Origin of the sequence: Mesorhizobium sp. CA6 (assembly GCF_020165035.1) — a bacterium.
Classification (GTDB): domain Bacteria; phylum Pseudomonadota; class Alphaproteobacteria; order Rhizobiales; family Rhizobiaceae; genus Mesorhizobium.
Window position 1 is genome coordinate 171,075 of the sequence record NZ_JAIUHI010000005.1, and the last position, 23,100, is coordinate 194,174.

Sequence of the window (23,100 nt, forward strand, 5' to 3'; positions counted from 1 at the left end):
CATTATCAGGATCGGCTGGCTTGCGGCGCCGCTTCGGCGGCGAGGGCAGTGTTTTGCCCGCGCTCAAGCTCGTCCTGATGGAGGACGTGCATGGATTACCGGTCGCAATTCGACCTAACGAGCGAGGTCGCCGTCGTCACCGGCGGCGCCAGCGGGATCGGTCTCGAGGCCGCCAGGGCGCTGGGGACTTGCGGCGCGCGTATCGTGCTTCTCGACATGAATGCGGACGGGCTGAAAGCTGCTGTCGAGGCGCTCAAGGCGGCTGGCGTCGCGAGCGTCGATGGCCGCGTGCTCGACGTCACGGATCCGCAAGCCGTGGAGGCGATGGCCGCTCAGATCGTCGCGGACTTCGGCAAGGTCGATGTCCTGGTCAACAGCGCCGGCATCGCGCGCCTCAACACCGCGCTCGACACGCCGGACGAGGAATGGCGCCTGGTGATGGATGTCAACGTCAACGGCGTCTACTGGGCCTCGCGCGCCTTCGGCCGCTCGATGGTCGCCCGCAAGAAGGGCTCGATCGTCAATCTGGGCTCGATGTCGGGCCTGATCATCAACCGTCCGCAGACGGCGCCGTCCTACATGGTGAGCAAGGGCGCCGTGCATATGATGACCAAGGCGCTCGCGGTCGAATGGGCAAAGTCAGGCGTGCGCGTCAACGCGCTGGCGCCGGGCTATGTCGGCACCGAGATGACGCTGAAGATGCGCGAGCGTCCCGAACTCTTCAACACCTGGATCGACATGACGCCGATGGGCCGGCTGGGCACGCCGCAGGAGATCGCCTCGGCGATCTTGTTCCTGGCGTCGCCGGCGTCGAGCTACGTGACGGGCGCGATCCTGTCGATCGATGGCGGCTACACGGCCTGGTAATTGGCCTCGCAAGGATTGGAATACCGTATGACCCTTTCGGACCTCGAGGCGCGCCGGGCCATCATCGATGCCTGCATCGAGATGAACGCGCTGGGTATCAACCAGGGCACGTCAGGCAACATCAGCCGGCGCCATGGCGAGGGCATGCTGATCTCGCCGACCAGCACGCCCTATGACACGCTGCAGCCGGAAGACATCGTCTTCATGGGCTGGGACGGCGAGGTCGACGGACGCCTGCCGCCGTCCAGCGAATGGCGCTTCCATCTCGACATCATGAAGGCCAGGCCCGAGGTCAACGCCGTCGTTCACGCGCATCCGACCTACTGCACGACCATCGCCATCATGGGCCGGAAGATACCGGCGATCCATTACATGGTCGCGGTTGCCGGCGGCAGCGACATACGCTGCGCGCCCTACGCCACCTTCGGCACGGCGGAGCTTTCAGCGCATGCGGTGGAGGCGCTGCGCGACCGCAAGGCCTGCCTGCTTGCCCAGCACGGCATGATCGCCGTCGGATCGAGCCTCGCCCAGGCGATGTGGCTGGCGGTCGAGGTCGAGACGCTGGCGCGCCAGTATCACGGCGCCCTGCAGATCGGCGAGCCGCCGATCCTGTCCGACGAGGAGATCGAAAACGTCATCAAGCGCATGGCGAGCTACGGCCTGCGCGACAATGACGCCGCTGCTTGAGGGCAGCAATTTCACAGTTTCGCATATCCTCCGGGAAGGCCCGGAGCGATCAACAAGGGAGGAATGAAAATGACCAGATCCATGAAAGGCCTCGTCAAGGCGCTCGCTTTTGGGTTAGCGGCGGCTTGCAGCGTTGCCGCCGTCTCCAGCGCGAGTGCCGAGGAGCTGTCGCTCAAGGGCAAGCGCATCGGTGTCTCCGCCATCGGCACGGACCACTATTGGGACCTGATGGCGTTCCGCGGCATCCAGGACCGCGTCAAGGAACTCGGCGGTGAAGTCATCGCGCTCGATGCCGGCCGCAAGGACCAGCAGCAGATCGCGCAGCTGCAGACGCTGATCGCCCAGAAGCCCGACGCCATCATCGAGCAGCTCGGCAACCTCGAAGTGCTGAACCCCTGGCTGCAGAAGATCCGCGACGCCGGCATTCCGCTGTTCACGGTCGACACCGCGACGCCGCACGCCATCAACAACACCACGTCGAACAACTACAATATCGGCGCCGAGATCGCGCTGCAGATGGTCGCCGACATGGGCGGCAAGGGCAATGTGCTGGTCTTCAACGGCTTCTACAGCGTGCCAGTCTGCAAGATCCGCTACGACCAGCTGAAATATGTGCTGACCTCGTTCTCGGATGTGAAAATCATCGAGCCGGAACTGCGCGACGTCATCCCGAACACGGTGCAGAGCGCCTATTCCAATGTCACCGACATGCTGACCAAGTCGCCCGAGAAGGGGTCGATCGGCGCGGTTTGGGCGTGCTGGGACGTGCCGCAGATCGGCGCCACGCAGGCGGTCGAAGCCGCCGGCCGCAACGAGGTCAAGACCTACGGAATCGACGGCAGCCCGGAAGTCATCAAGATGGTGATGGACCCGAAGTCGTCGGCCGGCGCGGTCGCGGCTCAGCAGCCCTATGAGATCGGCAAGACCTCGGTCGACAACGCCGCCAAATATCTGGCCGGCCAAAAGGTGCCGCCGTTCACTTTCGTGCCTTCGGTGCTGATCAACAAGGAAAACGCCGCCGAAAAAGGAAAGCCGTTCCTCGACGCCGCCGAGAAGGCTGGCGTTCAATAGGACGGAACGGAACAACGGGCAGCCGCGCCCATGCGGCCGCCCGTCACAGCCAACCAGGATTGACGGCCATGCAGACAGCAACAAGAGAAATTGCTGTATCGATGACGGGCATATCGAAACGGTTCGGTCCGGTGCGCGCGCTGGAAAACGCGAACCTCGAGATCGCGCGCGGCTCGATCCTCGGCCTTGTCGGCCAGAACGGCGCCGGCAAGTCGACCATTATCAAGGTGCTGGCCGGCATCATCAAGCCGGACAGCGGCACGATCGTCATCAATGGCGAGGTCATTACCTCGCTGACACCAGCGTCGGTCGAAAAGCTCGGCGTGCACTTCATCCATCAGGACAGGCTTCTGGTGCCGACCGCGACCGTCGGCGAAGCCGTCTTCCTCGGCCACGAAATCGGCCTCGGTCCATTCGTCAGCCGCCGTGCCATGGAGCGCCGCGCCGCTGATCTGTTGAAGCGCTTCTTCGGCATGGAACTGCCGGCCGGAACCCTCGTCAAGGACCTCACCACGGCGCAGCAGAAGGTGGTGCAGATCACCCGGGCGCTGGCGCAGAAGGCGTCGGTGCTGGTGCTGGACGAGCCGACGGCGGCGCTCGTAAAGCGCGAGGTCGACAGCCTGTTCGACGTGCTGCGCCGGCTGCGCGACGACGGCATCGCCGTGGTCTTCATTTCCCACTACATGCAGGAGATCGAAAAACTCTGCGACCGCGTCACCGTGATGCGCAACGGCACCGATGTCGGCACAGTCGATCCGCGCCAGACGCCGATCGACGAGATCATCGCGATGATGATTGCCCGTGATGTCGGCGAGATGTTCCCGAAGCGCTCGGTCACTTTAGGCGCGCCGGTGCTGGAGGTTTCCAACCTCCGCCTAGGCGGCAGTTTCGAGAACATCGGCTTCAATGTGCGCGCCGGCGAGATCGTCGGCCTCACCGGGCTGCTCGGCTCCGGCGCCAAGGAGATCGTCCAGTGCCTGTTCGGCCTCAAGACTGCCGATGGCGGCCAAGTCAAGGTCGAGGGCAGGGAGCTGTCGCTGTCCACGCCGGTCAAGGCCGTGCGCGATGGCATCGCCATGCTGCCGGAAGATCGCCGTGCGCATGGCGTGGCGCTTGGTCTGTCCGTGCGCGAGAACATCTCCTTGGCCAGCCTGCGCCGCTATTCGCGCAGCGGCATGGTCAGCCGTGGCGCTGAGAACCAGGCGGTGGACGGCCTGATCAAGGAACTGTCGATCAAGACACCGCATCGCGACGCGCTGGTGCGCGAGCTCTCCGGCGGCAACCAGCAGAAGGTGGCGATCGCCAAATGGCTGAGCTGCCAGTCGCGCGTCTATGTGCTGGATGAGCCGACGGTCGCCGTCGATGTCGGCGCCAAGGTCGAGATCTACAACCTGCTGAACCGGCTGGCGGGCGAGGGCGCAGCGATCCTGCTTTTGTCCTCCGACCTGCTCGAGCTGGTCGGCGTCTGCGACCGTGTCCTGGTCGTCTATCGCGGCCGGCTTGCCAGCAGCTTCTCCGGTCCCGCGATGAACAGCGACGCGCTGCTGGCGGCTTCGTCCGGCGCGCGCTCGAACACCGATGGGGTGGCCGCATGAGCGCGACTGTTCTCCACACCGAAGTCGGCGTTTCCGACGAGAAGCAGACCGCCGCAAAGAGCGCCGGCCGGCGCTTTGGCGCGCTCGTCGTGCGGCTCGGCGCGATCGCCGCCTTCGCCGCGATCATGGCCTATTTCGTCATCTTCGCGCCGGGCTTCACCTCGACCTTCAACCTGATCAACGTCGTCGAGCAGTCGGCGATTCTAGGTGTGCTCGCCTATGGCATGACGGCCGTCATCATCGGCGGCGGTTCCGATGTCACTGAAGGCGGCATAGATCTGTCGATCGCCGCCAATATGGGGCTCTGCGCCGCCGTCTACGCGACGCTCTTGTCGATGGGCTATGGCGATTTCCTTTCCGTGCTCGCGGCCATCGCCGTCGGCATGGCGGTCGGCGCGCTGAACGCCCTTGCCGTGGTCGGCCTCGGCATCCTGCCGCTGCTCGCAACGCTTGCCGTGCTCAATGTGGCGGCCGGCATGGAACTCACGCTCACTCAGAACACGGTCGTCGGCGCATCCTCCCCGCTGCTCGGCGTGCTGGTGTCGGGCAGCTTCCTCGGCATCTCCGCGCTTGCCTGGGCGTTGATCATCTTCTCCGCTGTTATGATCGTGGTCGTCCACGGCACGTCGTTCGGTCTCAGGCTCTACGCGGTCGGCGGCCATCCCGAGGCGGCGCGCGCGGCTGGCATCAGCGTGCCGTTCTACGTGTCATTCACCTATGTTCTCAGCGGCTTCTGCGCGGCGGTGGCGAGCATCCTCACCGTCTCGCGCCTGTCGGCCAGCACGCCTGGCTCCGGCGAGCTGCTCCTGTCGGTGCTGGCGGCCGCGCTGCTCGGCACCGTCTTCTCCCGCCGCTTCGTGCCGACCATGGGCGGCACGCTGCTCAGCGTGCTGTTCATCGGCCTGCTCGCGAACGGCTTCCAGCTGCTCAACGTCTCCAGCTACTGGGTCAACGGCGTGCAGGGCGCGCTGATCCTGCTGGTGGTGGCGATCACATCCTTTGCCCGCGGTTCGGAGGGTTCGCGATGAGCGTCTCGGCCAACGACAACGCAGCCAAGGCGAGCCTGCGCGGCTTCCTCGCCAAATACAGCGTGCTCATCGCCTTCGCGGCCATCGTCATCTTCTTTTCGGTGGCGAGCCCGACCTTCCTGACGCCGGCCAACCTCTTCAACGTGCTGATCAACAATGTCGTCATGCTGGCGATCGTCGCGCTGGGTCTCACCATCGTCATCTCGTCGGGCGGTATCGATCTCTCGGTTGGCGTCTCCGTCGACATGGCAAGCATGATCTTCGTCATGCTTCTGGCCGCCGGTTACAGCGGCGTGGTCGGCGTAGCGGGCGGGCTCGGCGCCGCGCTGATCGTCGGCGTGCTGAATGCGATCCTCATCACCAGGCTCAACATCAGCCCGTTCCTGGCGACGCTCGGCGTGCTGTTCATCGGCCAGAGCACGCAGCAGCTCGCCACCAGCGGCGGCCAGCCGATCTATCTCACAAGTGGTTATGCAGCAGACCAGTTCAACGCCATCGCCCGCACCGCTCTGTTTGGCGTGCCGACGCCGGTCATCGTGCTGATCGTGCTCGCCGTCGCGGTCCATCTCCTGCTGCATCGCTCGGTGTTCGGCCGCTACGTGCAGGCCATGGGCGCGCAGCCCGGCGTAGCCTGGTATTCCGGCATCCGCGTGCCGCGCGAATTGTCGATGGTGCATGTTCTGTGCGCGCTGCTCGCCGGTGTCACCGGCATCCTTCTGTCGTCGACGGTGAAGTCGTACGTGCCGCTCTCCGGCAACGCGTTCCTGCTCGATGCGATCGGCGCCACTTTCATCGGCACGACGCTGAGCCGCGAGCGCAAGCCTTCGGTCATCGGCACGCTGCTCGGCGTGTTGCTGCTTGCCATCGTCAAGAACGGGCTGCTGCTGGTCGGCTGGAATTTCTACTGGCAGCAGGTCGGTATCGGCGCGCTCGTCTTCCTGGTGCTGGCAGCGAGCTTCGGCCTGCGCCGCGCCGCTCATTGAACTCGAAAGGTTAAGTCAACCATGCCACAATTCGACGTCAGCTCAATCGGCTTCTATGTCCTCGACATTCTCGGGCGGCCGGTCTCGCGCATCCCCGAAGGCGGCCGGGCCGACTATATCGAGGAGATCCGCATGACCGTCGCCGGCACGGCGGGCGCGACGGGCATGGACTGCGCCATTCTCGGCCTGAAGACGCGCGCCGTCACCACGCTCGGCACCGACGATATGGGCGACTGGTTCCTCGCCAAGCTCAAGAAATACGGTCTAGAGACGAGCCTTGTCCGCCGCGACGGCAGCGTCCAGACGTCTTCCACCATCCTGCCCGTGCGGCCGAACGGCGAGCGGCCGGCTCTGCATGTGCCCGGCACCGCGACCCTGTTCGAGGTCGCCGATGCCGATCTCGACGCGGCGCTCGACGCGAGCGTCGTCCATGTCGGCGGCACCGGCCTCCTGAAGCGCTTCGACGGCGAGCCGACCGTCAAGCTTTTGAAGCGCGCCAAGAAGCTTGGCCGCGTCACTACCTTCGATCTGATCCAAGCGACGCCGGAGACCTGGAAGCTGGTCGAGCCGTGCCTTCCTTACATCGATTATTTCGTGCCCAGCATCGACGAAGCCGGCGAGATGGCGCATGACCGCGATCCGGCCCGCGTCGCCGCTTTCTTCAAGGCGAGAGGCGTGAAGAATTGCATCCTGACGCTCGGTGTCGGCGGCGTCTATGTCTCGCCCGAACATGGCGAGGATTTCCATCTGCCCGCGTTCGAGGTCGAGGTCTTCGACACCACGGGCTGCGGCGATTCCTTCACCGCCGGCATCATCGTCGGCATCGTCAAGGGCTGGGACCTGAAACAGTCCGCACGCTTTGCCAGCGCCGTCGCCGCCAAGGTGGCGATGGGGCTCGGCTCCGACGGCAAACTCGTTTCGTTCGACGACACGATCGCGGCGATGAACTCGCTCCCGGTCAAGACATCAAAGGTGGAAGCAGCATGACCATTCTCCCCGAAGCCAAGGGCAAGACGGCTCTCGTCACCGGCGCCAGCCGCGGCATCGGCAGGGCGCTCGCCAAGGGGCTCGCCGAAGCGGGCTTCGATGTCGCCATCACCGATCTGCCGTCGCAGGCGGCCGGGCTCGACGCGACCAGAGGCGAGATCGAGGCAGCCGGCCGCAAGGCTTATGTCTACACGATGGATGTCAGCAACAAGAAGGACGTCGAAGCGACGGCGCAGGCGCTGCTCGAGGCTGCCGGCAGCATCGATGTGCTGGTCAACAATGCCGGCATTCTCAAGCCCAGCCTGCTGCAGGACCTCGACGAAGCCAACTGGGACGCGCATTTCGACGTCAACGCCAAGGGCGTGCTGATGATGTGCCAGGCGGTGCTGCCGCATATGCGCGCCAGGAAGTCCGGCCGGGTGATCAACATCGCCTCTATCGCCGGCCGGCAGGGCGTGCCGACGCAGGGCCACTACGCCGCGACCAAGGCGGTGGTGATCACGCTCACCCGCGTGCTGGCGCAGGAGGTCGGCATGGACGGCGTCACCGTCAACGCCATCTGCCCCGGCATCATCCTGACCGAGATGGGCAAGAACAATCTGGGCAGCGAAGCCGCGATCCGCCATTGGGAGGATGTCGCCGCGCTGAAGCGCCTCGGCGCGCCGGAAGATATCGTCGGACCGGCGCTGTTTTTCGCTTCCGATCTCTCGGCCTTTGTCACCGGCCAGGCGCTCAACGTCGACGGCGGCATTTACTATCACTGACCGCTCGCTCGGTGGCCGCGCGATCGCCAAGCCCACTTCTTGGCGCAGAGCCGCCGTTTACCCATGGAATGCTTGAGTCGGATTCGGCTCAGAACGGCTGGTTCAGCGGAAAGCTTGAGGAAGTGTCGAGGGCGTTCAAAGAGGGGAGGGATCGTCTTAACGTAGGGTTGAATTGCGCATGGAACAGCTTCAAGTCACTCTCCATCTTGGTCATTGGGTTCGTCAGACCATACGAGAGAGTACGAGGGAAAAAGGTTGGCGGGCCAGCCGCTAACGTATTGATTTTCCCGTTTGTTCTCACGCCCTCCGAGCCTACCACACTATGCCTACATCTACTGTTCTCGCTGAATTTTTGAGAGTCGATTCATATTATGGATTCGAACCCTCTCGTTTGAAGAAGCTCGAAGTGTCTTTTGGCATTTCGAAGGGGCGTCGCATTCGGTGAAATCGGCGTGCTTCTGATTCAGATGGAGTCTAACGTTGAGCTACCATAGCCCATTTAGACAATTAACGTTGCCTCTCAACTGAAACGGCTGGCGCGGAAGGCCGCGAGCATTGGGTGCGGGTTGCCTGAGACAATCTCACGGGCAAGCAACTCTCCGACAATCAGTCCAAGCGTGGCGCCACTGTGGCTGAAGGCAACGTGGAGACCAGGGACGGTCTCGAGCTCTCCAAGCACCGGCTCGCCGTCGCCGGGGATAGGCTTCGGGCCGACGGCGTAGGCGGCGAGCTGGAGCCGCGGATTGCCATCGAGCACTGCACTGGCTTCGTCGAGTAGCCCTCGGATGGTCTTGTCGTGCACGGTGTAAGTGCCATCCGAGTTAGCCACCACTTGTTCCTCCGACCATGCAGAATCCAAAACAAGTGCACCGTCCGGCGTCGGACGCACCGCAACACGCGGCGTATTCAGCACGGCACGGAGGGCTGTCTTGATCGGTTTGGTCTTTAGGAGCAATGAAATCGGCGTGGCGTCGGGGACATAGATGTCGATCTCGGCAAGCATGGCAGGCGTCGCCGGTCCAACAGCAAGCAGCACCGAACCCGCCTCGATCGGCGCATCGCCGGCAATGACGACGCCACGTGCGCGGCCGCCTGTGGTGTCTATCCGCACACGTCCGGCATCCTGGATAAGCTTGCCTCCACGAGCGCGAAATTCGATGAGCAGAAGATCGATCAGAGAAGGCAAGTCGACCCATCCTTCGCCAGGATTGAAGATGGCGCCCTGTGGGCTGATCGCACCGGCATTGACGCCGGGCGTCACGGCGGCCACTTCCGCCGGGCTGAGCAACAGGGCGTCATAGCCGATGTTCTGCTCCAGCTGGCAGATCGAGACGATCTGGTTTTTGTCCTCATCCGCATCCCAAGTCAGGCCGCCGTCAAAGCGGAGCCACGATGCCGTTTCCGGCTTTGTGGCGGCCAGCGTGCGATAGCGATCGATGCCGGCCATCCTTAATCGGTGATAGGCAGTGTTGGCGCGCCGCGCCGAGTTCAACCAGGAGAGTGAACGGCCCGAAGCCCCTTTGGCCGGCGCACCATCGTTCACGATCGTCACGTCGAGGCCAAGACGAGCAAGATGCAGGGCGGAGGAGACACCAAAGATGCCTGCGCCGACGACGATAACCTTGCGCGGCTTTGGGGATGTGGTCATGGGGAGTCCTTCTGCGCTGAAGAGGAATGGGGGAGGCCGAGATTGGGCGAAGAACGGTAGACCTAGTAGTCCTTCAGCTTCTTCATGTAGCGCCGGCCCTCAAGCATCGGCCGGTCGCGCAGATCGGCCAGCTTGTAGGCGAACCTCCATAACGTATCGAAGAAGACCAGGGGCACGAGATAGGGCTTAATGCGATCTGCCATGCCCGTGAGGTCGAGCTCCGTTGCGTCGAGGAGCAGAATGTTTTCGCGGCTGCCATATCTGAAAAGAAAGTCGCGCGCACGCTCAGTGAGGCGCCGTGTCTCGTCCAGGCCCAGCATCACGATGAAGCCGGCATCCTCGTCCACCACCTCGAAAGGACCATGGAAGAACTCGTTGGCATGTATAGCCTGCGAGTCATACCACTGCATCTCCATCAAAACGCAGATGGCGTATGAATAAGCCGCGCCATAGCTGGCGCCGCTGGCGAGGGTGTAGATTGCATCGCGCGGCGCAAAGCGGGGTGCAAAGGCCTGAAACCGGTCGGCATAGGTTTGGTGCGCACGATCGATCGCCGGCTGGAGATGGCCGAGGCTGATCAGCAGGTCGGCGGTCAATCCGGCATTCTCTCGATCATCGATCAGGCCAGCGAGCACCATGTAGAGCACTCCGTAGTTGCTGTAGGCTGAATCGATTGTTTTGCCCGTGGTATAGGAAGCCTGGTAGGCGATCGGGTGATCGACCGCACGAGCAAGCGGCGATGTTTGGTCGAGTGTCATGCCGATCGTCGTGGCGCCTCGATCGCGCGCTTGGTCGGCTGCGCGCACCGTCTCCTTGGTGGTTCCGGTCTGGGAGCAAAGGACAACGAGCGTATCGGGCCCCAAGCGCCGCGGATCACGGCAGACGAACTCATCCGCATTGTAGATGTCGCAGGCCATCGTGCCGCTGTGACGGTCGACGAAGTATTTTCCTGCCATCATGATGGAGAGCGAGCCGCCGCACGCTACGAGAAATAGATGCGAAAACCGCTTGCCCGCTGTAGCGGCCAGAGCGCGTTCTACATCGGCGGGCAGTGCGGAAATCATGGGCATCCTCGTCTCGTGGGAAAGCTTGAGGGCTGGTGCACAATTGACAAACAACAGCCGTTTGTGCGAACGTTCTCATATCCATAAACCGAAAGTTTGGCCATGGTCAAGATTGCCGCGATGGGTGATAACGTTGTCGATTGCTATCTTGCCCGGGGCGAGATGTATCCTGGCGGCAACTGCCTCAATGTGTCGGTCTATGTCAGCCGCTTCGGGGGGCAGTCGGCATATGTCGGAGCGATCGGCAGAGACCGCGCCGGGGACCTGATCCAGGCCGCGCTGTCATCGGAGCGTGTGGACATCAGCCGGCTGCGCCGCCTCGACGGACCCACCGCATACTGCGTCGTAGGTCACCGCGACGCCGATCGGATTTTCCTGACCTTCGATCTTGGCGTGTCGATGTTCACGCCGAACCGGCAAGATCTCGATTTTCTCTCGGCCTTTCAGGCCACCCACATCGGTCAGTCTAGCGGGCTCGATGCATGGGTACCGGAGGTTTCCACTAAGTCCCTGGTCTCTTATGATTTTTCGACTCGGCGGGATCCAGAGCATCGCTATTCGATCGGACGCCACTGCTATCTGGCCTCAGTGTCGGGTGACGGTCTCGGTGACGAGGAATCGGACGCAATTGCATCCGAATTGCTTGCGTGCGGTTCCAAATGGGTTTTGGTTACTCGCGGTCGGGCCGGTGCGCTGCTTCGCAGCCATTCCGTCTCCTGCCGCACGCCGGCTCGGCTGGTCGAACCGGTCGATACACTGGGCGCGGGCGACACATTCATTGCCAGGACGCTGTTCGGCTTGCTTCGCCAAGAGGCGCCTGAGGACATCCTCGGCCAAGCCGCGGAGGCAGCGGCCGCTACGTGCCAGTACTTTGGGGCGGTCGGCAACGCGGCGGTGATCGACTTAGGCGCGATCACGTCCGAAATCCTCCTCCGAGCACGGCGCCTACAAGACGAAACGGTATAGTTGCCGGATTCTCCGGGCGAATTGACGCAAAGAATTTGCGGTGCTAACGTGAGAACGTTCTCATCATGAATTAGGCACCGTCTGAGAGCGTCGGTCCATGGATGAGAGCTCAAGTGGGGTTGCAGGCCGACTACGGCTATCAATGAGAGGAGAAGACATGCAAACGAATTCGAGCAGACGTCGGCTGATCAAATGTGGTCTGGCCGCGACCATTGCGCTGGTAACCGGGTTTGGAACTTTGGTCGCGTCAACGCAGTCAAAGGCGGCCGGCAATCCCTACAACCTCATTGATCCTTCGGTAATCAGTGTTGGGACCATGGGCGATGCAAAACCTTACGTCTTCACCGACGCCAATGGCAATTTCACTGGATTCGACGCGGAATTGTTCCGTGACGTGGCCCGCCGGCTCGGTTTCAAGGACGAGCAGGTCGTTTTCACCGGCCAGGAATTCTCGGCGCTGCTGCCCTCCGTTGCCAGCGGCCGTTTCGATGTGGCCGTGGCCGCCATCGGCACGACCGCGGAGCGCAAGAAGACGGTGGATTTCAGTGACGGCTACCTCGCTGGTTACCTGTCGATCATCTCGGCCGATCCGGCACTGACCAGCAATGAGAGCACCGCCGGAAAGCGCATCGGCGTGATCCAGGGAACCCTGCAGGAGATCTATGCCGAGAAGAACCTGAAGGGTGACATCGTCAAATTTCCCGACAACAACACCGCGGTAGCTGCACTGAACAACGGAACGATCGATGGCCACTTCACCGACTATGAATCGGCCAAGCAGTATGTCGAGCGCTATAAAAACCTGAAGATAACGATGAACGTGCCATCTTTCGATGCGCCGGCCGGATTCGTGGTCAAGAAAGGCAATGACGCGTTTCGGGAGGCCCTGAACAAAGCACTGCACGAGGCCATGGACGACGGCACCTGGAAGCGGCTGCACGAGAAATGGTTTCCGGGCACTCCGATGCCGGATCAATATTTGCCCAAGAAGTAAATTGGCGCCTATTTATTGTCGCATTCCGGCCGGGTCCCGTGAGCAGCGGAGCCCGGTCGAACTACAGAAGGGCCTGATATGAGCTGGTTCGATACCTTCTCGCGCAGCTTCCTCGATTTCCAGGCCATGGCGGAAGTTCTGCCGAACATGGTCATGGTCGGCCTCAAGAACACCCTGATCCTGGCCCTTGCCTCGACATTCTTCGGCACGCTGATAGGAATCGTGCTGGCCATCATGGGGATATCCGACAACCCTGTCCTCAAACTCCTGGCGCGCGTCTACACCGATATTTTCCGCGGGCTTCCCGCCATCGTCACCATTCTGATCATTGGCCAAGGCTTTGCCCGGCTGGGCCGAGAGCTGTTCGGTCCGTCGCCTTATCCGCTGGGCATTCTAGCGCTGAGCCTGATTGCTGGTGCCTACATAGGAGAAATCTTCCGCGCCGGCATTCAGAGCGTCGAGCGCGGACAACTCGACGCCACGCGCACGCTCGGCATGACATATGGCCAAGGCATGAGGCTGGTCGTCATTCCCCAAGGTATCCGCCGCGTGCTGCCGGCGCTGGTCAACCAGTTCATCGGCAACGTCAAAGATTCCAGTCTTGTCTACTTTCTCGGTCTTCTCGCTTCGGAGCGCGAACTGTTCCGGGTTGGGCAGGATCAGGCCGTTCTGACCGGCAACCTCTCGCCGCTTTTGCTGGCCGGCATGTTCTACCTGGTGATCACCGTACCCTTGACTCACCTTGTCAACTATATCGATGCGCGCATGCGCATCGGAAAGCGTATCGTGGCTGTGCAAAGCGGGCTTAAGGAAGTCGCCGAGCTTGCCGACGCGGGCGCGCTGGACGTTGCAAAGCCATCCGTTGCAACGTCCACGCCCTTCAAGGGCGGCAGCATTGAAATCAAAAACGTCGATATGGCCTATGGCAACCTTCAGGTCCTGCATGACGTCAGTCTGAAAGTAGAGCCAGGGACTGTCACCTGCCTCATCGGACCATCCGGGTCGGGCAAATCAACGTTGCTTCGATGCCTGAACCGGCTCGTCGAGTGTCGCGCGGGGGACATTCTGCTCGATGGCGAAAGCATTCACCAGTCTACCCCCGACCAGCTTCGCCGCCGCGTTGGCATGGTTTTCCAGCAGTTCAACCTGTTTCCCGACCGCAGCGCGCTCGCCAACATTACTTTGGCACTGCGCAAGGTCAAAGGCATGTCACGTGAAAAGGCCGACAGCGTGGCCAAAGCAAGATTGCAGGAGGTCGGGTTGCTGGAGCGCAAGGACCACCGGCCGGCCAATCTTTCGGGTGGACAACAGCAGCGGGTGGCAATCGCGAGGGCACTGGCGCTCGAACCTGAAGTCATGCTCTTCGACGAGGTTACCAGCGCTCTGGATCCAGAACTTGTGAAAGGCGTCTTGAATTTGATGGCCGACTTGGGACAACGAGGCATGACCATGGTCGTCGTTACGCACGAGATGAATTTCGCTCGCAAGGTCGCGAACCAGGTTGTGTTCATGGACGAGGGCCGGATCGTCGAAGCAGGGCGGCCGCAGGATATTTTCGACAATCCGCAGAGCCCACGCCTTCGGCGCTTTCTGTCCGAGGTGCTATGACTGCAATGGTGTGCGCAACTTCCGGTGATGCGGTTTTCGGCCTTGCGGGACAGGGTCTGCTGCCGCTAGCTCGTCTCTTCACGATGCACCCACGGGCGGCAAGGCTTGCTGAGTGACTCCGAGATCATCGAAGAACCCAACCATCATCGAGGTCGCTCGCCGGGCCGGGGTGAGTTCCGCCACCGCAGGGCGCGTACTTGGTGACTACGGCTACAGCAGCCCCGAAGTTCAGGAGAAAGTGCGCGCCGCCGCAGCCGCGCTGGGCTACCGCCCCAACCGCCTGGCCAAAGGTTTGATTACCGGCAAGACACAGACCATCGGAGTTGTAGTCGGCGACATCGAAAGCCCATTCTATGCGAGCGTGCTGCGCGGAATAGGGGACGTCGCGCGTAGCGGAGGCTTCGGCGTCATCGTTACGAACAGTGACGAAAATGCCGAACTCGAGCGAGAGGCGGTTCAGCTGCTGTTGGAAAAGCAGGTTGACGGGCTAATCGTCTCGTCGACCTTTGTTGATGAGCCGGACCATCTGCGGGAGGCTGTCGCAGCCCACTGTCCCGTCGTGCAGTTCGATCGCATCACTGCCGGCCTGGAAACCGATTCGGTCGTGGTCGACAACGTCTCTGCAACGCGCAGCAGCATCGCGACGATGATCGAGGCCGGTCATAACCGCATTGCCATACTGGCCGAACTCGGACCCGGCCAGCGCGACGATGTCGGCTCCTTTGTGGCAAATACCGATCTCTCCAGCTCTGATGTTCGATATCATCATCCGAGCTGGCAGAGGCTGTTGGGCTACTTGGAGGCCCATCGCGCCGCAGGCGTCGAGCCTGACATACGGTTGATACGCCGCGTGGCGGTCTACTCCAGCGAGGCAGCCCGGAAGGAAGCGCTCGATCTGTTGACAATGCGCAATCCGCCGTCCGCACTGTTTACCGCCGACGGCGTGATGTCGACGGGCGTTTTGGAGGCGACCTCCGCGTTGAAGCTCGCAATCCCTGAAGACGTTTCGCTGCTTTGCTTCGACGATCTCGACTGGATGCAATTCGTGGCCCAAGGTATCACCGCCATAGCGCAGCCAGCGCATTTGATTGGAGCGGCGGCGGCCGAACTCCTCTTGAAGAGGCTGGTGGAGGCCACGAGACCCCTGGAGCACCGTGTTCTGTCGGCCCATCTTGTGGAACGCAATTCGATCTCAATTCGTACCGACCGGTAATCGTTCTTTCCAGAGAGGCGCTGAGGCACTATATGCCGGCGGTTTCGAGCGGCAGCGGCTCGTGGCCGAGGCGGCCGCGCTGCTGGTCGAGCCTGAAGTTTGAATTTCTTATGAAAATCGGCAAGCTCAATCGATCGGAGCACTGTCTCTGATCGAAAAGGACGATAGCGACTCTGCCAAGATTTATTCTGATCTCGCCAGCAGGCGGACTCCACGTTCGTAAGCTTTTTCGGGACTATTTGACGTCTCGCCGCGATGAGCATTTGCCGGCTGGGCGGCGGCATCCGCCGCGGCGAGAATGAGGCGGGCTTAGCTGACGTTCATGCGGTTCGGCGCGCTTCCTGGCACGGCTCAGATCGCTGACATCATTCTGGGCGCGAGACCATACGGAACGAAACGGGAAGATTTCAGGTGGTGTTCGATCGTCAGTGGGTTTTTCGGGCGTTGGATATTCGTCTCCCTGGCGAGCCGATCTCCCGAATACACTTTATGGCCATAGCTGGAGCCCGCCACCGTCAGATAATTTCGCGAGTTTGGAAGCGGGCGACGTGCCGGCATTTCACGTCGGAAAGGGCCATTTATCAGATCTCCTTTGGCTGTCTCAATACCATCAGAATGTCCATTAGCAACGGAATACCATCTCCACCCGCCGTTGGACCAAATGCGCTCGAAACGGCCCAACCGCGCTCAAATTCGCGAACTGACCCGAAAAGACCAACAATTTCAGCCGTTTGCAGAGGCTGCGGCGTAGAAGCTTCAGCGAAAGGGACTATCAGGAGAAGTGCCCTTCCCGAGAGATGGGTGACAGTTCATTCTGGATAGATGGGTTACACTTTTGGCCCTTTGCAAGGAGAGCAAGGTGCCTTGGAAGGAGTGTAACGTCATGGACGAGCGGCTTAAGTTCGTGGCCCGTCTGCTGGACGGAGAGAAGATGGCGGTCCTTTGCCGGGAATTCGATATCTCGCGCAAGACCGGCTACAAGATCCTCGCGCGCTACAATGATAGCGGCCTTGAGGGGCTGACGGATCGGTCACGCCGACCCTATCGCCACGCCAATCAGCTTCCGTTTCAAATCGAGAAGCTGATTGTGCGCCTGAAGCAGGACAAGCCGACTTGGGGTGCGCCTAAGATACGCGAGCGGCTGGCCCGGCTCTATCCGGATGTGCACAGGCCTGCGATCTCGACGGTGCATGCGGTGCTCGACCGGCACGGTATGGTCGAGCACCGCAAGCGACGGCGCAACAAGGCGACGGGGACGCCACTTTCAAGCAGCTGTCGACCCAATGATCTGTGGTTCGCTGGCCCCGGCTCGGCGCAGCTTGAAGCGCTCAAAAAGCGAACTTGGGCCCAAGTTCATCCTAATCACGCGGGACTTCCCACAGCAATCCATCCTTGACGTTGCCGACGCAAATTTTGCCGGGCTGATCAGCCCCCGTTGCGCACCCTTGTTTTCTTGCTATGATAAAAAGCATCATAGATGGGAATTATATGAAAAAAAACTTCACAACAGACCGGGCGACCACACAGGATGTGGTCGATATCGCCAGCCTGCTAAGCTGGGCTTTCGGGTTCAGCAAGGCACGTTCGCACGAATACATCGCCAACATCGGCCTCGAAGCGATGCGGCTCATTCGAGGCGAGGATGGCCGTCCAGCGGTGTGCGCGGGGCTGCTTCAGACGGCGCATGTCTTCCACCGCAGATCTGTGCGCGCGGCAAACATCGTGCATGTGGCGATTGCGCCGGAGTGGCGCGGACAGGGACTCGCTGTATCTTTTGTGGATGCTCTGTGCGATGAGGCGAAGAGCAATGGGGCGACGATCGCCACGCTCTTTGCCTCGACGCGGCCGGTCTACCGCAAGGCCGGATTCGAGCTTGCCGGCCACGAGATTATCTATGAGGCAGCGACGGCGGCACTGCCTTCGGCAAGCAAGCTTGCGTTCGATCGCGTCGAGCTCGACGATCCACGCCTAGCCATAGCTTATCTCGCAAAGACGCTCCCCGAATCCGGGCTGCTTGAACGCGGTGCCGCGCACTGGAACGAGTTGCGACGCACGCCGACTGACGCTCTCGCGGCCTACCTCGCTGACGGCGAGGCCGCCTATCTGATCCTCGACATGGGCAACAAGGCCTGCCTGACGGTGCGTGACTGGTTCGCCGCGACATCTGAAGCTGCACAAGGCCTGCTCTCCTTCCTAGCCCGCTTCCGCTCGGTCTATCCGGCGGTGAGATGGCACGGCGCGCCGCAGGACGATCTGGTGGCGGCCATGCCGGACAAGGGCTGGCGGCTTGCGCATCAGGAGGAATGGCTCTTACGCGTGCTCGACCCCGAGGCCGCGCTGCGCCAGCGCGGCTACCATGTCGACGCCGCGCGGCTCGCGTTGCGCATCGGCGAGACATCGCCGCTCGCGATCGACATCCGCGCCGGCGCAGTCGAAATATGCGAGGCGGCGCACGCGTCGGTGTCGATGCAGCCGGCAGCCTTCGCCCAGCTCTTCACGGGCTTTCGCAGCGCATCGAAACTGGCGCAGTATGGCCTCGTTTCCGGCGACTCGGCGGACATTCGCCTTTGCGACCAGCTCTTTGCCGGACCGCCGCCTTGGGTGGCGGAGCATTTTTGAGCATGATTCCAAAGAGTGGGAACCGGTTTTGGACAAGAACATGCTCGCACCGAAAATCTTTTTGAGGGGTCTTGCATGACACACGCGCTGATAGCCTCGCTGAGAGCGGCCGCGGGCGACATGACGCCGGCGCTGGCACGCGTCGCCGAGACGGTGCTGGCGCAGCCCGACGCAACGCTTCGCCAAAGCATCACCGAGCTTGCCGAAACGTCCGGATCGTCGGAGGCCAGCGTCATGCGGTTCTGCCGCGACCAAGGCTTTTCCGGCTTCCAGGATTTCAAGCTGGCACTGGCCAAGGAACTGGCGACCGACGAGCGGGCGCGCGACAACGGCTCGCCATCCGATGACATCCAGCGGCTGGTCGAAACCGCAATTACCTCGCTGCGCGAGACCGAGCAACTGATCGTCCGCGACGACGTTACCACCGCATCGCGAAAGCTCCTTGACGCCTCCGTCGTCGAGTGTTTCGGCATCGCCGCCTCGGCCGTCACGGCGCAGTATCTCGCCTACAAGATGACCCGCATCGGCAAGCTAAGCCGCGCGTCGGGCGACGCGCATCTGGCGGTGATGGCGGCGGGAACGGCGCAGCCGGGAACCGTGCAGGTGGTGATCTCAAGCTCCGGCTCGACCATCGATGCCGTGCGCGTGGCAGAGCTTGCCCGCTCCAAAGGCGCCTTCGTCATTGGTATCTCCAATCGCTCGAAGAGCCCGCTGATCGCCGTCTGTAACCTGGCTTTAATAGCCTCCTGGCCGGAGACGCCGCTCACCGGCGGCGCCTTCCCGTCGAAGATCAGTCAATTGCTCATCGTCGACGCATTGGTCGCCGAGATGACGAGGCAGGATCCGAAGCGGCTGGTCGAGCTCAGCCGCACGGCGGAGGTCGTGAGTGACCGCAGCTTCTGATTTGCCGGTGCTCGCCATCGATGTCGGCGGCACCAAGATAGCCATCGCCGAGGTGAGCGGCGACAGGATCGCCAACCGGCGGCAGGCACCGACGCCACGCGCCGGCCGGGGCGACGATTTGGTCGCGGCCATCGCCGATCTCGCGCCGAAAACAGGTTTCGGCGCCGTCGCCGTCGCGACCACCGGTATCGTCCGCGACGGCTCGCTCACCGCGCTGAATCCCGAAACGCTGCCGATCGAGGATGGCTATGTGCTGGCCTCAGCGATCGAACGCGTCTTCGGCATGCCGCCGCTCGTCATTAACGACGCGCAAGCGGCCGCCTGGGCCGAGTTCACGCTCGGCGCCGGCACGGGTTTTCGCAATTTCGCCTTTTTCACTGTATCGACCGGCATCGGCTGCGGCCTGGTGATAGACGGCCGGCTGCAAAGCGGCGCCAACGGGCTTGCCGGCCATGTCGGGCACACACGCTCCGAGCCCGGCGGTATCCTCTGCGGCTGCGGCAGGCGCGGCTGCCTGGAGACGGTCGCCTCGGGTACAGCGCTGGCGCGGGCGGGCAGCGCGCGCCTTGGCCGCAAGGTTACGACGCCGGAGCTGTTTGCGGCGGCGAAAGAAGGCAGCGGCATTGCCGCGGAAATTATCGCCGGCGCGGTCGTCGCGCTGGTCGACGCCTTTGCCGACCTGGCGGCCTCCGTCGATATCGACTGCTTTGCTGTCGGTGGTGGAGTCGGCCTCGCCGGCGGCTTCATCGAGGCGCTGCAGGTGCGCTCGCTCGATCTGCCGCGCGTTTATCGGCGCCCCATTGTTGCCGCGCGGGCTGGCGCCGATGCCGGCCTGCTTGGCGCAGCTATGCTGGCACGACCAAAGAGCTATGACGAAAATTTTCTTCAGAAATAAATTATTGACAGAAAGTTTCATCTACGCTTGGTTAGAGCGGTAGTGCTCTTCCAGGAGAAGCCCCGGTGCAGGCCAAGCAGGGCGATTTGCTCGCCACACTCGATCGAACGCTGGTTGTGTCTTGCCAGGCCGAGCCTGGCCTGCCGCTTGACGCTCCCGGCCACATCGCCGCGATGGCGCGCTCCGTCCTGTTGGGCGGCGCTACAGGCGTGCGCATTGAGGGCGCGGCCAACATCGCCGCCGTTCGCGCTGCGGTCGAGGTGCCGCTGATCGGCCTCATCAAGGCCAGGCGCGACGACACCGAGGTCTACATCACGCCGACGCTCGACGACGTCGCTTCCGTCGTCGAGGCCGGCGCCGACATCGTCGCTATCGACGCCACCGATCGGCCGCGCCCGGTCGAGCTGACGGCGATGTTCTCAGCCATCGCCGCGAAAGGGCGGCTGTCGATGGGCGATGTCGCCACGCTCGACGAAGGCAGGCGCGCGCTCGATGCCGGCGCCGACGTCGTCAGCACCACTATGGCCGGCTACACGGATTACTCCAGCGAGCAGCGCGGCCCCGCCTTCGACCTGATGGAGGAATTCGCCCGCGCCGGCCTGCCTTTCGTCGCCGAAGGTCGCATCTGGACGCCGGACGAGGCAACCCGCTGCTTCGAGCTCGGCGCCCGCTTCATCGTCGTCGGCGGCGCGATCACGCGGCCCGACGCCATCACCCGCCGCTTCGCCGACGAGGTCGCCGCCTGGAGCGCCCGTCCGCAACTGAAAAGGAATCCATCATGATCAAGCGCCGTCGCGTGGCCGTCATCGGCGCAGGGTTCATGGGCTCCATGCATGCCGGCATCTTCGCCGGCATGGTGAGCTCCGAGCTCGCGGCTATCGTCGATCCCAACCGCGCGCTGGCCGAGGCCGTGGCGGCCAAGGCGCCGGGTTGCAAAGTCTACGACAGTCATCAGGCGTTGCTCGGCTCGGAGCGCGATCTCGACCTCGTCTCTATCTGCACGCCAGACAATCTGCATCTGGCGCCGGCGGTTGCGGTCGCCGAAGCCGGCATCAACGTCTTCGTCGAGAAGCCGATCTCCTCCAAGGTCGACGACGCCCGGGCCATCATCGTCACCTGCGAGACGGCGGGCGTAAAGCTCGGCGTCGGCTACCTGCTTCGCTTCGATCCGCGCTACGCCGCCGCCAAGGAGCTGATGACGTCGGGCAAGATCGGTGAGCCGATCCACATCTATGCTAGGCGCAACAGCGCCCGCACCGAAGGCCCGAAGCGCTATGGCGGCAAGCTGCCGCTGGCGCTGCATGTCACCGTCCACGACGTCGACATGGTGCTGTGGATGCTGGAGGACCAGCAGCCGGTCTCGGTTTATGCGCAGCAGACCGATAAGCTGCTTGGCGCCTCCGGCACGCAGGACAGTATCACGGCGATCGTGCGCTTTTCCGGTGGAACTGTCGTCAATTTCGAGAGCGCCTGGTCGCTGCCGTCCGGCGCGCGCCACATGATCGACGCGCGCATGGAACTTCTCGGCACAGATGGATCCTTCGAGGTCCAGTGCGGCGACAGCGGGCTCTATTTCGCTAGCAACGAGGGGTCGCGCGAGATCGACACCCAGCATTGGCCTTTGCTCAACGGCCGCGTCGACGGCGACCTCGCGCGCCAGCTCAGCGGCCTCATCGACTGGCTGGACGGCGCGGCGATGCCGATCGCCACCGGCCGGGAAGCCCTTCGTTCGCTCGAACTCACCCTTGCCATGATGCAGTCGGCGGAGAGCGGCGAAATCGTGCGCCTCGGTTGAAGACAATCAAACGAACAGCGCTGTTGCAACGAGGCCAGACGGCCCAAGAATGGGAGACGAAACATGCTGAACAGACGCAATCTACTTATGCTTGGCGCGGCCGCCGCCGCGCTGTCGCTGGCCGCGCCGGCCTCCGCCGAAGACAAGCCGTTCAACGGCGTTCAGATATCGGTGCTGCTCGAGGGTCATCCGACCACCGACGCCATCCAGAAGATGGTGCCCGAATTTAAGGACAAGACCGGCATCGACGTCGCGATCGAGGTCGTGCCCGAGCAGGACATCACCGCCAAGGAGCTGCTCGAGTTCTCCTCCAAGTCGGGCCGCTACGACGTCGTCCAGAACAACATCATCTATCTGCCGGGGTTCGTGAAATCCGGCTACATCGTGCCGCTCGACGATTTCCTGGCCAAGCACAAAGAAAATTTCGACAAGTCCGATTTCGTGCCCGGCTACTTCAACACCAATGTGCTGGACGGCAAGGTCTATGGCCTGCCGGTCTATGGCGAGAGCACCTTCGTAATGTACCGCACGGACCTGTTCGAGCAATACGGGCTGGCCGCGCCCAAGTCCTTCGAGGACATTGAGAACGCCGCGAAAACCATCTCGGAAAAGACGAACAAGCAGATCGCTGGCATCACCATGCGCGGCCAGCAGGGCATCCAGGGCGTCTATGTCTGGGCGGCCTATCTGTGGGGCTTCGGTGGCTCCTTCTTCGATGCCGACGGCAAGTCGGCGCTGGCCACGCCTGAGGGCATCGCCGCGCTCGACGCCTTCACTAGCGTATTGAAGAACTACGGCCCGGTCGGCGTCGCCAATTTCGGTTGGGAAGAGAACCGGCTGCTGTTCCAGCAGGGCAAGGCGGCGATCACTCTCGATGCCACCGTCAACGGCGCCTATAACGAAGACCCGGCCGTCTCGACGGTGGTCGGCAAGGTCGGCTACGTGCCGGTGCCGATGAAGTCGACCTCGCCCAAGGGCGGCTCGTCCTCGCTCGCGGTGCATTCGATGTACGTCTCGGCCGAGTCGAAGAACCAGGAAGCGGCAGCGCTTTTCGCCACTTGGGCGACCGCCAAGGAACAGCAGCTGAAGTCGATCGAAACCGATCCCAACTCCGGCGTGACCTCGCTGTCGGCGCTCAACAGCGACAGTTTCGGCAAGCGCTACGGCGCCTTCAAAGAAGGCATGATCGCGGCCATCAACGCCGGTAATCCCCAGTATCTGCCCACGGTCGAGAAGGCGAACGAGATCATCAACAACACCGGGATCGCCGTCTCCAAGGCGCTCGCCGGAACCGCAAGTGCGGCCGACGCCTTGAAGGAAGCCGACGACGCCAACAACGCCGCACTCGCCCGCTAGGGCGAGAGGCGTGCCCTGCCGCGTGCGCTCCCTGTGCGCGGCAGGGTGAAAATTTCA

General features: G+C 62.6%; 20 protein-coding genes and 1 pseudogene. 19 read left to right on the forward strand and 2 right to left on the reverse strand.

All coding sequences use genetic code 11. From position 1 onward, the window contains the following. The first annotated feature begins 90 nt into the window (after positions 1-90). The 8 genes from LB526_RS09570 (at position 91) to LB526_RS09605 (ending at position 7,982) form a co-directional block, all read left to right on the forward strand. A complete protein-coding gene (locus LB526_RS09570) occupies positions 91-867 on the forward strand; it encodes an SDR family NAD(P)-dependent oxidoreductase (RefSeq protein ID WP_224627416.1) in 777 nt (258 codons plus the stop codon). A gap of 27 nt (positions 868-894) precedes the next feature. Next, the gene (locus LB526_RS09575) at positions 895-1,554 is read left to right on the forward strand and encodes an L-fuculose-phosphate aldolase (RefSeq protein WP_095765789.1); all 660 of its coding nucleotides are present in this window, start codon (positions 895-897) and stop codon (positions 1,552-1,554) included. 69 nt (positions 1,555-1,623) lie between these two features. Next, positions 1,624-2,625 carry a sugar ABC transporter substrate-binding protein gene (locus LB526_RS09580; protein ID WP_224627417.1) on the forward strand — a complete coding sequence of 334 codons (1,002 nt, stop codon included), beginning with the start codon at positions 1,624-1,626 and terminating at the stop codon, positions 2,623-2,625. Positions 2,626-2,693: 68 nt separating this feature from the next. Further along, the gene (locus LB526_RS09585) at positions 2,694-4,220 is read left to right on the forward strand and encodes a sugar ABC transporter ATP-binding protein (RefSeq protein WP_224627418.1); all 1,527 of its coding nucleotides are present in this window, start codon (positions 2,694-2,696) and stop codon (positions 4,218-4,220) included. Continuing rightward, positions 4,217-5,248, forward strand: coding sequence for an ABC transporter permease (locus LB526_RS09590; RefSeq protein ID WP_224627419.1), 1,032 nt, complete (start codon positions 4,217-4,219; stop codon positions 5,246-5,248). The genes LB526_RS09585 and LB526_RS09590 overlap by 4 nt, the downstream gene beginning before the upstream one ends. Continuing rightward, positions 5,245-6,231, forward strand: a complete 987-nt coding sequence (locus LB526_RS09595) for an ABC transporter permease (RefSeq protein WP_224627420.1) — start codon at positions 5,245-5,247, stop codon at positions 6,229-6,231. Before LB526_RS09590 ends, LB526_RS09595 begins: the two co-directional genes overlap by 4 nt. Before the next feature lie 21 nt (positions 6,232-6,252). Further along, complete coding sequence (locus LB526_RS09600; RefSeq protein ID WP_224627421.1) at positions 6,253-7,218, forward strand: carbohydrate kinase family protein; 966 nt, start codon at positions 6,253-6,255, stop codon at positions 7,216-7,218. After that, entirely contained in the window at positions 7,215-7,982 is a 768-nt protein-coding gene (locus LB526_RS09605) for an SDR family NAD(P)-dependent oxidoreductase (RefSeq protein WP_095765783.1), read from the forward strand. Before LB526_RS09600 ends, LB526_RS09605 begins: the two co-directional genes overlap by 4 nt. A gap of 520 nt (positions 7,983-8,502) precedes the next feature. Here LB526_RS09605 and LB526_RS09610 read toward each other — a convergent pair. Together LB526_RS09610 and LB526_RS09615 are read right to left on the reverse strand one after the other, a co-directional pair. Beyond that, entirely contained in the window at positions 8,503-9,630 is a 1,128-nt protein-coding gene (locus LB526_RS09610; protein ID WP_224627422.1) for an NAD(P)/FAD-dependent oxidoreductase, read from the reverse strand. A 62-nt stretch (positions 9,631-9,692) separates the two neighbouring features. Then, the gene (locus LB526_RS09615) at positions 9,693-10,694 is read right to left on the reverse strand and encodes an SIS domain-containing protein (protein ID WP_224627423.1); all 1,002 of its coding nucleotides are present in this window, start codon (positions 10,692-10,694) and stop codon (positions 9,693-9,695) included. Between the two features lie 102 nt (positions 10,695-10,796). On the opposite strand from LB526_RS09615, the gene LB526_RS09620 reads away from it, so the two are divergent. The 11 genes and pseudogenes from LB526_RS09620 to LB526_RS09675 all read left to right on the forward strand — a co-directional run bounded on the left by LB526_RS09620 (position 10,797) and on the right by LB526_RS09675 (position 23,043). Continuing rightward, positions 10,797-11,660 (forward strand): PfkB family carbohydrate kinase, encoded by an 864-nt coding sequence (locus tag LB526_RS09620; RefSeq protein ID WP_224627424.1) that lies wholly within the window; start codon positions 10,797-10,799, stop codon positions 11,658-11,660. A gap of 157 nt (positions 11,661-11,817) precedes the next feature. Then, the gene (locus LB526_RS09625) at positions 11,818-12,654 is read left to right on the forward strand and encodes an ABC transporter substrate-binding protein (RefSeq protein WP_224627425.1); all 837 of its coding nucleotides are present in this window, start codon (positions 11,818-11,820) and stop codon (positions 12,652-12,654) included. A 78-nt stretch (positions 12,655-12,732) separates the two neighbouring features. Beyond that, positions 12,733-14,262, forward strand: coding sequence for an amino acid ABC transporter permease/ATP-binding protein (locus LB526_RS29690; RefSeq protein ID WP_095765778.1), 1,530 nt, complete (start codon positions 12,733-12,735; stop codon positions 14,260-14,262). A gap of 112 nt (positions 14,263-14,374) precedes the next feature. Then, complete coding sequence (locus LB526_RS09640) at positions 14,375-15,475, forward strand: LacI family DNA-binding transcriptional regulator (protein WP_095765777.1); 1,101 nt, start codon at positions 14,375-14,377, stop codon at positions 15,473-15,475. Positions 15,476-16,334: 859 nt separating this feature from the next. Further along, a pseudogene (locus LB526_RS09645) lies at positions 16,335-16,775 on the forward strand (helix-turn-helix domain-containing protein); the annotation flags it as partial. A gap of 188 nt (positions 16,776-16,963) precedes the next feature. Next, positions 16,964-18,094 carry an enhanced intracellular survival protein Eis gene (eis, locus tag LB526_RS09650; RefSeq protein ID WP_224627426.1) on the forward strand — a complete coding sequence of 377 codons (1,131 nt, stop codon included), beginning with the start codon at positions 16,964-16,966 and terminating at the stop codon, positions 18,092-18,094. 75 nt (positions 18,095-18,169) lie between these two features. Next, entirely contained in the window at positions 18,170-18,997 is an 828-nt protein-coding gene (locus LB526_RS09655) for a MurR/RpiR family transcriptional regulator (RefSeq protein WP_140846235.1), read from the forward strand. Next, positions 18,981-19,892 (forward strand): N-acetylmannosamine kinase, encoded by a 912-nt coding sequence (locus LB526_RS09660; protein ID WP_224627427.1) that lies wholly within the window; start codon positions 18,981-18,983, stop codon positions 19,890-19,892. The genes LB526_RS09655 and LB526_RS09660 overlap by 17 nt, the downstream gene beginning before the upstream one ends. A 65-nt stretch (positions 19,893-19,957) precedes the next feature. Continuing rightward, positions 19,958-20,674: an N-acetylmannosamine-6-phosphate 2-epimerase gene (locus LB526_RS09665; protein ID WP_224627428.1), complete on the forward strand. Its 717-nt coding sequence runs from the start codon at positions 19,958-19,960 to the stop codon at positions 20,672-20,674. Further along, positions 20,671-21,687: a Gfo/Idh/MocA family protein gene (locus LB526_RS09670; protein ID WP_224627429.1), complete on the forward strand. Its 1,017-nt coding sequence runs from the start codon at positions 20,671-20,673 to the stop codon at positions 21,685-21,687. The genes LB526_RS09665 and LB526_RS09670 overlap by 4 nt, the downstream gene beginning before the upstream one ends. Positions 21,688-21,750: 63 nt before the next feature. After that, on the forward strand, positions 21,751-23,043 hold the full coding sequence (locus tag LB526_RS09675; protein WP_140846239.1) for an ABC transporter substrate-binding protein: 1,293 nt from the start codon (positions 21,751-21,753) through the stop codon (positions 23,041-23,043). Positions 23,044-23,100: the final 57 nt, after the last annotated feature.

Coding starts and splice junctions, on each gene's coding strand:
- LB526_RS09570 (WP_224627416.1), top strand. CDS start 91: ATGGATTACCGGTCGCAATTCGACCTAACGAGCGAGGTCGCCGTCGTC.
- LB526_RS09575 (WP_095765789.1), top strand. CDS start 895: ATGACCCTTTCGGACCTCGAGGCGCGCCGGGCCATCATCGATGCCTGC.
- LB526_RS09580 (WP_224627417.1), top strand. CDS start 1,624: ATGACCAGATCCATGAAAGGCCTCGTCAAGGCGCTCGCTTTTGGGTTA.
- LB526_RS09585 (WP_224627418.1), top strand. CDS start 2,694: ATGCAGACAGCAACAAGAGAAATTGCTGTATCGATGACGGGCATATCG.
- LB526_RS09590 (WP_224627419.1), top strand. CDS start 4,217: ATGAGCGCGACTGTTCTCCACACCGAAGTCGGCGTTTCCGACGAGAAG.
- LB526_RS09595 (WP_224627420.1), top strand. CDS start 5,245: ATGAGCGTCTCGGCCAACGACAACGCAGCCAAGGCGAGCCTGCGCGGC.
- LB526_RS09600 (WP_224627421.1), top strand. CDS start 6,253: ATGCCACAATTCGACGTCAGCTCAATCGGCTTCTATGTCCTCGACATT.
- LB526_RS09605 (WP_095765783.1), top strand. CDS start 7,215: ATGACCATTCTCCCCGAAGCCAAGGGCAAGACGGCTCTCGTCACCGGC.
- LB526_RS09610 (WP_224627422.1), bottom strand. CDS start 9,630: ATGACCACATCCCCAAAGCCGCGCAAGGTTATCGTCGTCGGCGCAGGC.
- LB526_RS09615 (WP_224627423.1), bottom strand. CDS start 10,694: ATGATTTCCGCACTGCCCGCCGATGTAGAACGCGCTCTGGCCGCTACA.
- LB526_RS09620 (WP_224627424.1), top strand. CDS start 10,797: ATGGTCAAGATTGCCGCGATGGGTGATAACGTTGTCGATTGCTATCTT.
- LB526_RS09625 (WP_224627425.1), top strand. CDS start 11,818: ATGCAAACGAATTCGAGCAGACGTCGGCTGATCAAATGTGGTCTGGCC.
- LB526_RS29690 (WP_095765778.1), top strand. CDS start 12,733: ATGAGCTGGTTCGATACCTTCTCGCGCAGCTTCCTCGATTTCCAGGCC.
- eis (WP_224627426.1), top strand. CDS start 16,964: ATGAAAAAAAACTTCACAACAGACCGGGCGACCACACAGGATGTGGTC.
- LB526_RS09655 (WP_140846235.1), top strand. CDS start 18,170: ATGACACACGCGCTGATAGCCTCGCTGAGAGCGGCCGCGGGCGACATG.
- LB526_RS09670 (WP_224627429.1), top strand. CDS start 20,671: ATGATCAAGCGCCGTCGCGTGGCCGTCATCGGCGCAGGGTTCATGGGC.
- LB526_RS09675 (WP_140846239.1), top strand. CDS start 21,751: ATGCTGAACAGACGCAATCTACTTATGCTTGGCGCGGCCGCCGCCGCG.